The organism is Bacteroides intestinalis DSM 17393 (genome assembly GCF_000172175.1).
GTDB classification, from domain to species: domain Bacteria; phylum Bacteroidota; class Bacteroidia; order Bacteroidales; family Bacteroidaceae; genus Bacteroides; species Bacteroides intestinalis.
In genome coordinates this window covers 1,407,602-1,421,612 of the sequence record NZ_ABJL02000008.1, presented here as the reverse complement: position 1 = coordinate 1,421,612, position 14,011 = coordinate 1,407,602, and the positions used below count along the sequence as shown (strand labels likewise).

Annotated in this window: 9 protein-coding genes; 3 read left to right on the top strand and 6 right to left on the bottom strand. The window is 44.2% G+C overall.

The genetic code is table 11. The features are described 5' to 3' along the window. Positions 1-191: 191 nt before the first annotated feature. Positions 192-1,379, bottom strand: a complete 1,188-nt coding sequence (locus tag BACINT_RS14975) for a C1 family peptidase (protein ID WP_044155289.1) — start codon at positions 1,377-1,379, stop codon at positions 192-194. A 94-nt stretch (positions 1,380-1,473) separates the two neighbouring features. On the opposite strand from BACINT_RS14975, the gene BACINT_RS14970 reads away from it, so the two are divergent. Continuing rightward, positions 1,474-2,322: a patatin-like phospholipase family protein gene (locus BACINT_RS14970; protein WP_044155071.1), complete on the top strand. Its 849-nt coding sequence runs from the start codon at positions 1,474-1,476 to the stop codon at positions 2,320-2,322. A gap of 71 nt (positions 2,323-2,393) precedes the next feature. Further along, positions 2,394-2,594 (top strand): hypothetical protein, encoded by a 201-nt coding sequence (locus BACINT_RS14965; protein ID WP_007664481.1) that lies wholly within the window; start codon positions 2,394-2,396, stop codon positions 2,592-2,594. A gap of 213 nt (positions 2,595-2,807) precedes the next feature. Here BACINT_RS14965 and BACINT_RS14960 read toward each other — a convergent pair whose 3' ends face one another. Genes BACINT_RS14960 through BACINT_RS14945 form a run of 4 tightly spaced genes read right to left on the bottom strand, consistent with a single transcriptional unit; the run spans position 2,808 to position 10,649 of the window. Then, positions 2,808-4,409, bottom strand: coding sequence for a glycoside hydrolase family 32 protein (locus BACINT_RS14960; protein ID WP_007664480.1), 1,602 nt, complete (start codon positions 4,407-4,409; stop codon positions 2,808-2,810). A 9-nt stretch (positions 4,410-4,418) separates the two neighbouring features. After that, on the bottom strand, positions 4,419-5,822 hold the full coding sequence (locus tag BACINT_RS14955) for a DUF4960 domain-containing protein (RefSeq protein ID WP_007664479.1): 1,404 nt from the start codon (positions 5,820-5,822) through the stop codon (positions 4,419-4,421). Between the two features lie 21 nt (positions 5,823-5,843). After that, positions 5,844-7,577, bottom strand: a complete 1,734-nt coding sequence (locus BACINT_RS14950; RefSeq protein WP_007664478.1) for a RagB/SusD family nutrient uptake outer membrane protein — start codon at positions 7,575-7,577, stop codon at positions 5,844-5,846. Between the two features lie 18 nt (positions 7,578-7,595). Next, positions 7,596-10,649 (bottom strand): SusC/RagA family TonB-linked outer membrane protein, encoded by a 3,054-nt coding sequence (locus BACINT_RS14945; protein WP_370807775.1) that lies wholly within the window; start codon positions 10,647-10,649, stop codon positions 7,596-7,598. A 344-nt stretch (positions 10,650-10,993) separates the two neighbouring features. Between BACINT_RS14945 and BACINT_RS14940 the strand changes: the two genes are divergently transcribed. Beyond that, positions 10,994-12,796 (top strand): GH32 C-terminal domain-containing protein, encoded by a 1,803-nt coding sequence (locus BACINT_RS14940; protein WP_007664476.1) that lies wholly within the window; start codon positions 10,994-10,996, stop codon positions 12,794-12,796. A gap of 160 nt (positions 12,797-12,956) precedes the next feature. Here BACINT_RS14940 and BACINT_RS14935 read toward each other — a convergent pair whose 3' ends face one another. After that, a complete protein-coding gene (locus BACINT_RS14935; RefSeq protein ID WP_007664475.1) occupies positions 12,957-13,829 on the bottom strand; it encodes an aldose 1-epimerase family protein in 873 nt (290 codons plus the stop codon). Positions 13,830-14,011: the final 182 nt, after the last annotated feature.

The following is a 14,011-nucleotide window of genomic DNA, read 5'->3' as shown; positions in this document are numbered from 1 at the left end:
AATTAGTTATGAGTTACAGGCTACAAGCTACAAGTGCCTTTTCAGAATATAGCGCAGCAACTTGTAGCCTGTAACTCATAACTAATTTATAATCGTACAGGAGAGAATTATAAAGATCTGTTTACGGAATATATAAATAGTGGATGATGAAATAGTGGTGAGTGATCACTTATCACTCACCACTAATAACTTTATTTAATCCCCAGCTTTTTCAACAGCGCCTTAGGCACTGCATCTTTGTGTACCAGTATATTGATAGTCTTGTAAGCTACGAAAGGTTTAGAAGCATACCAGGTACCTTTGTATTTGTTGTTTGTACCCCATGAATTCTTCACCATATAGTATTCCTTGCCATTTTGATCTTTAGCGATACCATAGATAAGCATGCCATGGTCGTCGGTTGTTTCCCAATTGTCGAATGCTGTTTGACGCATTTCCTGAGTTACAGTGATTTCCGGCAATGGACGTGAAGTCAGTTCTTTACGTTTGTCGGCAGCAGTAAGACCTGTCCAGCGTGCCATATCCGAACCGGTGAGTTCAGCACCACGATCTGCGTCGGGCATCACTGCAATACCGTCACGAGTAAAACCTGTTTCGCTTACGTCGCTACCCCAGGCTACAGTATAACCGTTATTAACAGCATTGTCAATAACAGACATGAATTCCATCAAAGGCAAGTTGTAAGAAAGTCCATTACGCCAGTTATCTTGGATTTCAATGTTCATCTGAGTATAGAACGGATGGTGAGTGAATGAAGTCAGTGATACATAATCATCCGGATTGATGCCGAGAGATTCTGCAAATGTCTTCGGAGTATATTCTTTTCCTTGATAAGTGAACGTTTCGGGACATTTACCCAGGTAAGTATCGTAAATAGCAGATAATCCCTGTTTCCAAACCGGAGTCAGTTTCGTCAGTTTGCCTTTAGCTATTGCATTCATGTAAGCACCGGCTACGGCATCCAATTCATTGTGTACAGGCAGTGTATCGCCATACATAATTCCCGGCATAGCTTCTTGCGGAACGAGACCGTAGTTTTTCAGGCAATACATAATGTCATAAAAGCTTCCGCCCGGTGAGAAAGAACTGTCGCCGTGGTAACGTGCATAATTCACGCCACGGTCTACCATTGTGTGGTGTACTACAAACATTTCGGATAAATCATACTCTCCTTTGCCCATACGCAGCAACTCACTTTCAAGGAAACCCAAAGCCGAAAAACTCCAGCATGTACTTGAACGATTTTGATTTTTAACAGAAGTAATAGGATTCTCTTTAACGGTTGTGAAGATGAAACCTTCGTCTGATTTCGGAGTGTCTTGTGCTGACACATTGAAACTCAATAAGCCCAAAGTGGCAATAAGTATTGACTTTTTCATCATAATTAAATTGATATTAAATGATTGTTACTGCCACAAAGATAGGGAGATTTCGGAAACAAAAGCTATCTTTGGAGCGTTAATTCAGATAATTATGGAGAAAAAGATACATATCAAACCCCAAACAGGATTGGTTCTTGAAGGCGGTGGCATGCGCGGAGTCTTTACTTGTGGCGTGCTGGACAGCTTTATGGACCGTGGCATCCGCTTCCCCTATACTATCGGAGTAAGCGCCGGAGCCTGTAACGGACTTTCTTACATGTCCGGTCAGCGCGGCCGCGCCAAGTACAGTAATATTGATTTGCTGGAGAAGTACCAGTATATCGGTCTGAAATATTTGTTGAAGAAACGTAATATCATGGACTTCGACCTGCTGTTTCAGGAGTTTCCCGAGCATATTCTGCCTTATGACTACGAGTCCTATTTCAGTTCTCCGGAACGTTATGAAATGGTCACTACGAACTGTGTGACGGGCGAGGCGAACTATTTTGAGGAAAAGCAGGATAAAGGCCGGGTGATTGACATTGTGCGTGCTTCAAGCAGCCTTCCGTTTGTATGCCCCATTGCTTATGTGGACGATGTGCCGATGCTCGACGGGGGCATTGTGGACAGCATCCCCCTGATGCGTGCCCGGAATGAGGGTTTCACGCATAATGTAGTGGTGCTTACCCGCAATCATGGGTATCGCAAGGAAGCAAAGGATATACACATCCCGTCTTTTCTCTACCGGAAATATCCGAAGATGCGTGAGGCATTGAGCCGCCGTTGTCGTGTGTACAACGAGCAGTTGGAGATGGTAGAACGCATGGAAGAAGCGGGAGAAATTACTGTAATCCGTCCGCAGAAACCTGTAATGGTAGACCGCATCGAACGGGATATACGGAAGCTGACTGATTTGTATGAGGAAGGCTATGCGTGTGCGGCGAAGTATGATTTTCAGTGATTAATCCTCTTTATTCTTAATCTTTGTCGGACTACAAACTTTAGGAGGTCTGATATCATTTGTAGAAAATAATGAATATCCTTTTTCTGAAAACTCTTGGAGCTACATGTGGTATGGAAATGATAGAAGATGCCATCAACTACATTGTTAACTTCACGGCAGATACTTATGCCGAATTACTATATCAACTGCCCGAAAAACAGAAACAGGTGCTGATTGCCATCAATCGGGAAGGACAGGCACGCAATGTAGTTTCCGGTGCCATTAATTGATAAGCGTACGAAAATTACACAAAACATAAAACTTCTCCGGCATTCGTTAGTTCAGTGCCGGATTGAATGGGATTCAGTATACGACTGAATAGGGTTCAGTCGTATACTCATCCCTATTCAGTCGTATACTGATTATTCCCCCTCTCAGAATATATTCCAGACGGTCTTCGGGGAAATATATAACGAAGGTAAAAATTAGCTACGTTTCTCCGCTTAGTAGTGGCTGACCTTCACGTTGCTGACTTCCACACTTCCCGAATAGCTGTTGATAGACCACAGATTCTTCTGTATCCCGTAAATGCGATTCGTATAAGCCACATTGTCATTGATATAAACCACGCAGACAGAGTTATCCGTACAGATCGTTACATTATAAGTATTATCAGCAGGTCTGTCGAACAGATAACCGTCTATTCCGTCAATGAATCCTTTACCATCTTCACCTTCTTCTTCGAAGTTTATCTTCCGCTTATTGTTGTTGTCTTCCGGGTTTACGACGATGGTATAGTACTTCTTGGAGTCCGTGCCGCGTACCAGAGAGATACCGAATCTATCTGCATCACCTGCCGTCTTTACGGTGAATGAAATCTTGTTATTTACATTTAAGCGATTGAATAGGATATAATCGTTATCCGTCAGAGTATAGTTACCGTTGCTTTCTGATACTCCGTTACTTTTTTCCATCACTTTTACGGCAGAGGCAGTGGCATATTTCTGGCTGATACCTTCTACTAAGCCTAAAGTCAAAGTACCATCCGCATGCTGGATGACTTTGTGAGCAACCAGGCTTCCTGCCCATTCCGGTTCGTTCGGAGAAGCTCCTACGGCAGTATTGTCATTACCCGAGCGAGTAGGGCACCATCCCCAAATGTAGCGGTTAGTTCCGTCCGAAGCCGTCTTGCCTGCATAGAAACCGCGGGAGTCAAGGAAACCTTCGTGGCTGTCGGGCCAGATGCCGGTATCATTGGCGGTAGTTGCTTTCAGCTCTTCCAATGTACGCCCCTTGAAATATTGAACTTTGCGTATGGCTGCATGCATCTCCGAGTAGACCAGATACCACCAGTCTCCCATCTTGAAGACATCGGGACATTCGTAAAAGCGATCCCACATCATGGTCATGAACACACCTGCATGTTCCCAGCTTTTCATATCCGTAGAAGTATATTCGGCCAGCACACCTTTACCACTTTTGGTAGTGGAAATAAGCATGTGGTATTTTCCATCTTCACCTTCAAAAACGAAGGGATCGCGGAAATCATTCTTGCTGTATCCGTCAGTGTCACCTTTCAGATAGAAAGTGCGATTCTTGGTCCAGGTCTTGAAGTCAGGTGAAGTAGCATACATCACTACCTGACCGTTCTCGGAAGAAGTAGGTTGATATTTGTTACCTGTGTAGAAAGTATAGTACAATTTATCCGAAGGATTATAAATAGTACTACCCGTTCCGATAGCAGCATCCTGTTCCGCCAGTCCGCCGCAGGAAATCAGTTCACCCATAGAGGTATATGAGGCGGCATCTTGGGTACTTACCGCCCATATCGGGTGGTAAGTGCCTGCCTGGTTCGGACGGTATTCCTGTAGATACATAATCTTGAAATCTTTAGCCTGCGGATCATAGAAAGGCATCGGATCGCCTACATAACCAACAGATGGCTTGTAGTAAGTATCAAACTTCATGGCATCTGCCGAAGCAAAATAAGTGGTGGTTCCGTCCCAGTCCTTCTGAGTTAAAACCGGATCATTGTCATCGCTACAGCTGCTGAAAGAAGTGATCATCAGAGCAGCCAGTGTGAGTGAATATATCATTGTTTTCATATATTAGTTTTATTTACCAGTTAAATAGTCAATTGCATTCTCTGTCAGTTTGGCCACATTGCCGTGGTATTTGTCCGCTGAAGCGTCTATGCCATAGGCATACCAGTCGTAGCATCCTGAGCCGATACATACGATGCCTCCGCGAGAACCTTCAGACAGATATTCCCATGCTACGATAGCACCATCACCACCATAACCCAGATCAACACCGCCATGATTGGTACGCCATACTTCATTTGTGGCGTAACCGCCCCAGTCGGAACCGATGTGCCATTGTGCTGTACTGTTGGTGGTCCGGTAACCGGTATCGAAAGTATAAACCTTGTCTGTTTCACCGCTGTTCATCACCAGGTTCTGGTAGAGAGCATGCGACTCGTGTCCCTGGATAAAGAAGTTCCATGCACCACCTACTATTTCACCGGATTCTTCCGATTGTCCCCAACAGTTGTTCGGGTTGTTGCCGTCCAAGGTAGCCCCCAGCTTGGCGGCATAATAAGTGGCATAGCGGGTAAGTAACAGGTTCATACCATTGTTATAAAGTTCTTTCATCTTCACCAATGCACTGATTGCCGCAGGCGCTGCCTTTTCAAACTTATCCATGCTGTCGATGCCGCCGTCTATGTGCAGATGCCACCACATGATTTCACATTCGCTCAGGTCTACTCTTCCTGCCTGCACATCTTCGAATGAGATATATTGTGAATTGGCAACATTGTTCAGCATCCAGGTTGCTGCTTCTTTTTCTTCCGGATTTAGTTCATTCAGTGTAGCTGCCAGACCTACATATACGGCACTCGGTGCATCGGTCGGGATAACCGTTACCGTATAAACGGCGGATGCAGTGTTGTATGAAACAGTGAATTCTACAGGATTACTGAAGTCAATAGCTTGGCCGGATGCCGGCATTACGATGGCTCCTGCCGAAGTTGTGATGATCGAAACCATATTTTTGATATTGACTGAGCTTGGCACACGTACGGTGATGGTACGTTTAGACTGGTCGATAACTCCGGCATAAGCGTCATTCAGTTTGAAGGAGAGTATCCGCGCTTCATCATGCTTGATATTGACTGTATAATCCAGGAATACGTTTCCATTAGTCACTTTTATCACTTGGGGGAATGAGAAGTTCAGCACATCGCCTGCTTTAACAGAAGCCTCGGCACCTTCGGATACTTCGATACCGGTGACTTTCATTGCATCAGTATCGTATATTTCGGGCACTGCAACGGTCACGGTCTTATTGGTCCGGTCTATCACTCCCATATAGGCGTTATTCAGTTCAAAGGCGGTAAGCCATGTGTCTCCGTCCAGTTTCAGTTCGGATGTATTATCATCGCTGCATCCCGGGAATGCTAACAGCAGGACGATTCCCAGTACAAGCAGATTTAGTTTATTCAGTATTGATTTCATAATGCTCTTTTTTTTATAAGGTTACCAGTTACCACAATTCTGCGTATAATTCCCGTTGCTGGCACTCATCTGTGCAAACGGAATAGGAAGATATTCGTTTTTATTTTTAGTGAACGAGGCATTCGTGTAGATGGTGCAGTCGGCAGCTTCCTCGGCATAAAACTTATTCAGTACCTCGGCGGCTTCACCCCATCTTACCAGGTCAAAGAAGCGTTCTGATTCCAGAGCCAGTTCTACACGGCGTTCAAACTTCAGCAATTTCAAGGCATCTGCCTGTGAGTAGCTTCCTGTATAAGGCTGAATGTTGAAACGTACGCCATATTCCATTTCGTAGTCGGCAATCATGGCTGTGCTTTGTTTGGCGCGGTTACGCACTTCGTTAATCAGGCTGATAGCTTCGGCGATGCGTCCGTCGTTCAGTTGGATCAGTGCTTCGGCACGCATCAGCAATACATCCGAGTAGCGCAGTACGATACGGTTCATCGGAGAACCCCACCAGGCACCCTTTATCAGGTAATCGCCATCCGGGTCTACATTGTGTTTCAGGGTTACGTAGTATCCGTAAAGTCCGTTGCTGCGACTCCAGGTAGTCGACTGATCCATCATATAGTTCTTATTGAATTCATAAGGGAATCCCGGCATACCTACCGTCAGGAAGAGGCGTGGGTCAGCATAATCGGATTGTGAATTGTAATCGGTACTGTTAAAGGAATCCAGCAGTGGGTGTCCGTTGGCATCTGTCCTGAATGCATTCACCAGATTCTGGCTCGGTTTGTAGAAGTCGCAACCACCATCAGTAATTCCCGGAATGTTGGGAACAATCAGACCGTAAGACCAGTTACAATTACCGTTATTAGTTCCGTCATTCATGGAGTATTGCATGGCCCACAGGGATTCTACGCCATTTTCATATTGAGGTTCCGGACGGAAGTTGTTGTGGAAATCCGATTCCAGCCCGTAGCCGCCTGCCGACATGATGGCATTGTCCGTGTATTGCACTACTTTTACCAAGTCTTCCGTGCTGAGGCTTGTCACTTCGTGGCTGTCTGCATTATCCTGATGATAAGCTTTGTACAGATAAGTCTTTGCCAGATAGGCAGCTGCTGCGGCTTTGGCGGGACGACCTTTGTCTGCCTGCTTCACGGGAAGGTTATCATAAGCAAACAGGAAATCGTCTGCAATTTGTTGCCAGCCTTCGTCATTGTTGTAAGTAGTGTTGGAGAGATAGTTGTATTCTTCCGGTGACAAGTTGGCATCGTTGGCAAACGGGATCTTCTTGTACAGGCGTTTCAGCAAGAAATGACCATGTGCACGGAGGAATCTCATTTCGGCAATGCGTTGCTGCTTCAGTGAATAGGTGTGTTCATCCACTTGTTCCAACAGTTGCAAAGCTGTATTGACACGTGAGATACAGTTGTAGAGACGCTGCCACATATCGCTGATGTTCCATGCCGTAGTCATGATACCTTGCGAGATGTCCAGTGAGTGGAATACATCACCGTCTTCCGTACCGTTTCCGCCTTTATAAGCGTCATCCGAACGTACGTCATAATTCCACATGGAGAAGGAAGAGTTGATATCTTCGGCGGTAATCCATACTGCATAAGCAGAGATCACCAGGTTGTCGATGTATGCCGGGTTCTTCAGCTGTTCGTCGCTGATGGTTCCCTGGGGGAGCTGATCTTCCAGAAAGTCGGTACAACTGCCGCACATCAGTGAAAGACCTAAGATTGCTGTATATATTAACTTTTTCATAAGTAACTGATTTTATTGTTAAAAGCCTACATTAATACCGAAAGTTATATTCATCGGGATGGGGTAGCCATAGTTGGCATTTTCAGGATCTACTCCGGTGAATTCCTTACTCTTGATGGTGAATACGTTCTGTGCACTCAGGTAGAAGCGCAGGCGCTCCATCTTCATCTTCTGGGCAAAGGTTTTCGGAACGTTGTAGCCCAACTGTATATTGCGTAACTTCAAGAATGAACCATTCTCAACGAAATAAGTGGAAACACGCTTCTCATTGTTTGTATCGCTGCGCGACAATGCAGGAATGGTAGAGTTCGGGTTGGTGGGCGACCATGCATTGAGTACTCGCTTACCTTTGTTCAGGAAACCAATGTTGAGTCCACTCCAAAGGTCTGTCTCTTTCTTCAGGTCGCTGATAACGTCTACTCCCTGAACTCCTTGCCAGAACATGGTGAGGTCGAAATTCTTGTATTCAAGGTAGATGTTCAGACCATAGCTGAAGTCTGGTGTCGGATCATAAATCCATTGTTGGTCTTTCTCGTTGATGATGCCGTTGTGATCCAGGTCGCGCCAGCGGATACGGCCTATTCCGGCACCTTCCTGAGTGGCGTGGTTATCAATCTCTTCCTGTGATTTGAAGATGCCGTCGGCTACATAACCAACTTGTGAACCATTGGCATGTCCGATTACGCTTTGTACACCGTTACCTCCGAAAGTACCATTGGCTGCTACTGTAGTAGGCAGTTTTGTAATTTCATTCCGGTAAGTGGCTATGTTGGCATTCAGGTCATACTTCAATCCGAATGCAGTTTGATTACGATAACCGAGATTCAGTTCAACGCCCACGTTCTTCATTTCTCCAGCATTGATCCATTGGCTGCTTCCTTCGCCCATAGCGGCGATACCAGCCATCTGTACCAGGATATCCGTTGTCTTTTTGTAGAACCAGTCGAATGAGCCGTAAAGAGATTGTTTGAGAATTGAGAAATCAAGGCCCAGGTTGATCTGTGTGGTTGTTTCCCATTTGATGTTATCGTTACCAATTTGGTTACGTTTGAATCCGGACTGAAGGATACTGCCGCCATTGGTTCCGGCAATGTCATAGGAAGTACCGTAGCTTTGACCGCCTGATTCTGTCACACCGTAGTTGGGAACGTAAATAGTATAGCGGGCAATGTTCGAGATTTCCTGGTTACCGGTCTGGCCCCATGAGCCGCGGACTTTCAGGTCGTCAATCCAACTGAGGCTCTGCATGAACTTTTCACGGTTCAGGCGCCATCCCAGTGAGAAGGAAGGGAATGTGGCATAGCGGTTATTCTTACCGAAACGTGAAGAACCGTCACGGCGTACTGTCATAGAGAGCAGATATTTATCATTATACGTATAATTCAGTTTTCCGAAGAAAGAAACCAGTGAATAACCTTCACCCGAGCCATAAGCTTGAGCCGTACCGGAACCGGCATTCGGCCACATATAGTCAGGCGTCAGGATGGAATAGTCTTCTTTATAACCCGAAAAATTGATATCGTCTTCGCGGTTCAACTCCATACCGACCATGGCGTCACCACGGTGTTTGCCAATTTCCAGATTGTAGGTAGCGATGGCATTCCACATCCATTTCGTCCAGTGTTCTTGCTTGGCTTCTACGGCATTCTTATCATTTGTCACATTACCTTCGGTGATGGGATAGGTGAAGATGCGTTGTGATTTTTGTGCATAATCCAATCCGAAGGTGGAGCGTACATTGAATCCTTTGAAGGGATTGAGATTAATGTAGGCATCACCAAACATACGCCAGTAAGTATAGCGATTATCGGAGTTACGATCCAGTCTTGCCACGGGGTTTTCGCGGTCAGGGTATCCACCTACCGGACCGGCATATTCTCCATTGATATCATAAACCGGCAGTGAAGGATTGAATTGCAATACATTCTGCAGGAATCCGCCCGGTGCCTGTACTTCCGAAGTACGGTTCAGGGTGAAATGTTCTCCTATGGTCAGGAATTTACCAATCAGGTTGTAATCAGAGTTCATACGGGCAGAGAAACGTTCAAAGTCGCTGTCTTTAATGATACCTATATTCTTATAATAACCCAGTGAGAAGAAAGAAGATCCCTTTTCCGAACCGTTGCTTACTGATACATTGTACTGCTGGATAATACCTGTACGGGTGGTTTCGTCAAACCAGTCAGTATCGGCAGCCGGCACAGTGTTGGCGGAATCCAGATATTTGGACATGCTGATGTTGTTCAGTTGAGGATAACCGTTTGCATCGTAACCCCAACTATACTTATAACCCAGTGCATTGGTATTGGGGTCCTGCCCTTCGTTTACGTAAGCCTGCCACATGGCACGACCATATTCTTCTGCATTTAGTACTTCCATCTTATTGGTATACATGGAAGCGGCGATAGAAGCATCGAAGTTAATCTTTATCTGCCCTTCTTTACCTTTCTTCGTAGTGATGATGATAACACCGTTTGCAGCACGCGAACCATAGATAGAAGCAGAAGCTGCGTCCTTCAATACCTGAATGGATTCAATGTCATTACCGTTCAGTTCGTGCATACCCGATTTGGTAGGGACACCATCAATAATATAAAGAGGGTCATTGTTGTTCAGAGTTCCAATACCGCGGATACGTACTGTGGCATTTCCACTGGGATTACCGTCGGCTGTGATGTTCATACCCGGTACACGTCCTTGCAATGCTTTAATTGGATTATTTTCATTTTGCTTGGCAATTTCATCCATGCTAACTACGGATATCGCTCCGGTCAGGTCAGCTTTGCGTTGAGTGGTATAGCCTGTGACTACAATTTCCTGTAGTAATTCGGATTCTTCTTCCAGGGTAATGTCTAGTGTAGCTTGTGCTTCCACATTCACTGTTTTGAAGCCGATATACGAAATAGTCAGTTCTGCACCTTGTGGTACAGATAGTGTAAAGTCACCGTCAATATTAGTTATGGTACCGTTGCCTGTCTGGTTAGTCTCTATGACGGTTGCGCCAATAATAGGCTCTCCGTCAGTCTTGGAAACCACTTTTCCTTGTACAGTCAGGCGTTGGGCCTGAACCATTGTACATATAATAAGAAAGAGTGCAAATAGAAGCGATCTTTTTATGCCTTCCATGTTTTTAGATTTTAATTAATATGCTTTTCATTTTGTAATCGCTGTGGATTACCTCTCAAAACATGCTTTCCCGAGTGATGTTTTGATGTTGCAAATAAAAGGAATTCTATGATAAGAGGCTGTAATTTATGTTTCATATGCTGACATATTTGTAACAAAATAAAAGGTAGGTATCAAAATTACCAGCTTATGAAACATAAATAGCAGGCTGTTTCTTTTTTATTGGCTTCCTTTGCAAAGTGCTTTCCCGAGTAACCCATTATTAATTAAATGTAATACCCAAAAACATCATGAATTTAAAAAACAATTTGTTGACCGTGCGATGGACCCTTACCTTTATAATAGGTACAATTTGGTCGGTCTTTTCGTGCCAAGCTATTAACCCTCCTTTCGTGATTAAACATTTAGGTGACGGACAGAGCATTGTCCAGATTGAAAATCAAAAGAAATTCCTGTTGCTTCCCGTAGAGGAGGCTTCTCCGGAAGCAAAACTGTATATGATAGCAGACAATGATGTAGTACGCAACATGAATGTTCGTCTGGCTATAAATAAGGTAGACTACTTTGTTCCAGTAGATCTCTCCGGATTTGATAATAAATCACTTTCCTTTAACTTCCAGTTGATTCCTGATACGGCTATTTGCTGGGATGAAATGAAGCTTTCTGATGAGTTTGATACGACAAACCGTGAGAACTTCCGTCCGCTTTATCACTTTACTCCCCAATATGGCTGGATGAATGATCCGAATGGCATGGTGTATAAAGATGGTGTTTACCATCTGTTCTATCAATACAATCCTTATGGTTCAATGTGGGGAAATATGCATTGGGGACATGCCACTAGTACAGACCTTGTAAGTTGGGAACATCAGCCGGTAGCCATTGCACCTGATGCATTGGGAACCATATTCAGTGGCTCATGTGTGGTTGATAAAGATAATACGGCAGGCTTTGGTGCCGGTGCAATCGTAGCTTTCTATACTTCGGCCAGCGATCGTCAGGTGCAGAGCATGGCTTATAGTCTGGATAATGGTAGGACATTCAAGAAGTATGCACGTAATCCGATCTTGACCTCCACCCAGCGTGACTTCCGCGATCCGAAAGTATTCTGGCACGATGCTACCGATAAATGGATTATGATTCTTGCTGTGGGGCAGGAAATGCAAATCTATTCTTCTGCTAATCTGAAAGACTGGTCTTATGAAAGTAGTTTCGGTGAAGGTCAGGGTGCTCATGGCGGCGTATGGGAATGTCCTGATCTGATTGAATTGCCTATTGAAGGTACCGAATTGAAGAAATGGATATTAATCTGTAATATTAATCCTGGCGGACCTTTTGGTGGTAGTGCTACTCAATATTTTGTAGGTACTTTTGATGGAAAGAGGTTTGTAAATGAATCACCCGAAGCTACTAAATGGATGGACTGGGGAAAGGATCATTATGCTACCGTGACCTGGAACAATACACCCGAAGGACGCCATATTGCATTGGCGTGGATGAGCAACTGGCAATATGCCAACAATGTACCTACGACTCAATATCGCAGTGGCAACTCTGTTCCCCGTGATTTGAGTCTCTATACCTCGGCCGGTGAAACATATCTGAAGTCATCTCCTTCCAGAGAATTGCTGGAACTGCGTGGAAAAGAAGAAAAGAAATGTTCCTTCAAAGTGGACCGCACCTATAATCTGGATAAGTTGCTTTCCGATAATACGGGTACATATGAAATTGAAATGACAATTAAGAACCGGAATGCTGAGATTGTAGGTTTCCAACTATTCAATTCAAAAGGAGAAGAAGTGGATATCTATTATAATCTGGTTGAGAAGAAATTTGCGATGGACCGTAGTAAGAGTGGAATCGTATCATTCAGTCCGGATTTTCCGATAGTGACTTTTGCTCCAATAGAGGATAATTCGGAAATGACATTACGTCTTTTTATTGATAAATCGAGTATTGAAGCATTTGGAGATGACGGACGTTTTGCAATGACAAACCTGGTATTTCCATCGGAACCTTATAACCGCATCAGTTTCTATGCTAAAGGTGGAAGCTATACGGTAAGTTCGTTCAAGGTTTATAAATTGAAGTAAAATTAGTCTGTTTTACCTCTTTTACCATCCCTAACCTACACCAAAGCCGTACCAACTCCGTATTTGCTCCGTACCTAAGCGTTTGGACCAGACACGGGGTTGGTACGGCTTTGATACGGAGTTGGTATGGATATGATAGGCCGATTGGTCTATTTCTCTTTTATTCCTCTATTTCAATAGTGTATTTTCCTCTGAATATTTCTTCGGGCTGCAGATGCTGCATCCAATCCTTTTCTTTATATTCTCCTGTATAGTGTGCTCTGTCACAACGACCATACCACGGTTCTATACAGACGAATGGAGCATTCTTGGAAGGAGGTGACCACAAACCGACTACAGGTGCATTGAAATGCAGGCTGAGGTAGGGTTGTTTATCCTTATTATATAGAGTAACCTGCCGTACCTGACTGTTTTCCAATATCAGTGCATCTTTATCAAAGGTATGTATATCTAAAGGTAACAGTCCATCAGTTAATTTCAACGGATATTTGGTGTCCGGATCAGCGCAGCCTTTTTCGGAAATGAGGATATATTTCAGGCTGTTCTTTTTTCCAAAGCCAAAGAAACCCCGCTCTTCTTTAGCTGCATCGAAATCCGGATAACAGAATGCCGGGTGTGCCCCAATTTGGAAATGCATTTCTTTTTCTCCGGTATTCTTTACTTCCCATGTTACGTCGATTTTCTTGCCATAGATGCGATAACCAATTTCAAGACAAAATGGAAAGGGATATTTCTTGAGTGTTTCTTCGTTGCTGACAAGTTGATAACGCACTTCGTCGTCATGCTCTAATATGAGCGTAAATTCCATGTCGCGGGCAAATCCATGCTGTGTAAGGGCATAGGTTGTACCTTCATTGCGATATTCATTTTCCCACACACTTCCTACGATAGGAAAGAGCACCGGTGAATGACGTTTCCAAAATGCGGGGTCTGCTTGCCACAGATATTCTTTTCCATTAGAGAAAATACTGCACAATTCGGCTCCATGTGCAGAGACCTCGATACTAAGTTTTCCGTTAAAGAGTATTTCCATAATGATTTATTTATGAGTTTGCTGTATATACTTATACAAAAGTAGCTAAAATGGATGATAATAGGGCTCAAATACGGCTAAAAAACAGTCCTGTATCATAATTGATATTCTTTGTAACAAAATTGTTATCCCGTTGTCGTGGTATTCGCTTCCTTTGCAACGTGCTTTCCCGAGCAAGAAAT

What these genes read in the sequence shown, in the direction of transcription:
- BACINT_RS14975 (WP_044155289.1), bottom strand. Translation starts at nt 1,379, where the DNA reads ATGAAAAAGTCAATACTTATTGCCACTTTGGGCTTATTGAGTTTCAAT.
- BACINT_RS14970 (WP_044155071.1), top strand. Translation starts at nt 1,474, where the DNA reads ATGGAGAAAAAGATACATATCAAACCCCAAACAGGATTGGTTCTTGAA.
- BACINT_RS14965 (WP_007664481.1), top strand. Translation starts at nt 2,394, where the DNA reads ATGAATATCCTTTTTCTGAAAACTCTTGGAGCTACATGTGGTATGGAA.
- BACINT_RS14960 (WP_007664480.1), bottom strand. Translation starts at nt 4,409, where the DNA reads ATGAAAACAATGATATATTCACTCACACTGGCTGCTCTGATGATCACT.
- BACINT_RS14955 (WP_007664479.1), bottom strand. Translation starts at nt 5,822, where the DNA reads ATGAAATCAATACTGAATAAACTAAATCTGCTTGTACTGGGAATCGTC.
- BACINT_RS14950 (WP_007664478.1), bottom strand. Translation starts at nt 7,577, where the DNA reads ATGAAAAAGTTAATATATACAGCAATCTTAGGTCTTTCACTGATGTGC.
- BACINT_RS14945 (WP_370807775.1), bottom strand. Translation starts at nt 10,649, where the DNA reads ATGGTTCAGGCCCAACGCCTGACTGTACAAGGAAAAGTGGTTTCCAAG.
- BACINT_RS14940 (WP_007664476.1), top strand. Translation starts at nt 10,994, where the DNA reads ATGAATTTAAAAAACAATTTGTTGACCGTGCGATGGACCCTTACCTTT.
- BACINT_RS14935 (WP_007664475.1), bottom strand. Translation starts at nt 13,829, where the DNA reads ATGGAAATACTCTTTAACGGAAAACTTAGTATCGAGGTCTCTGCACAT.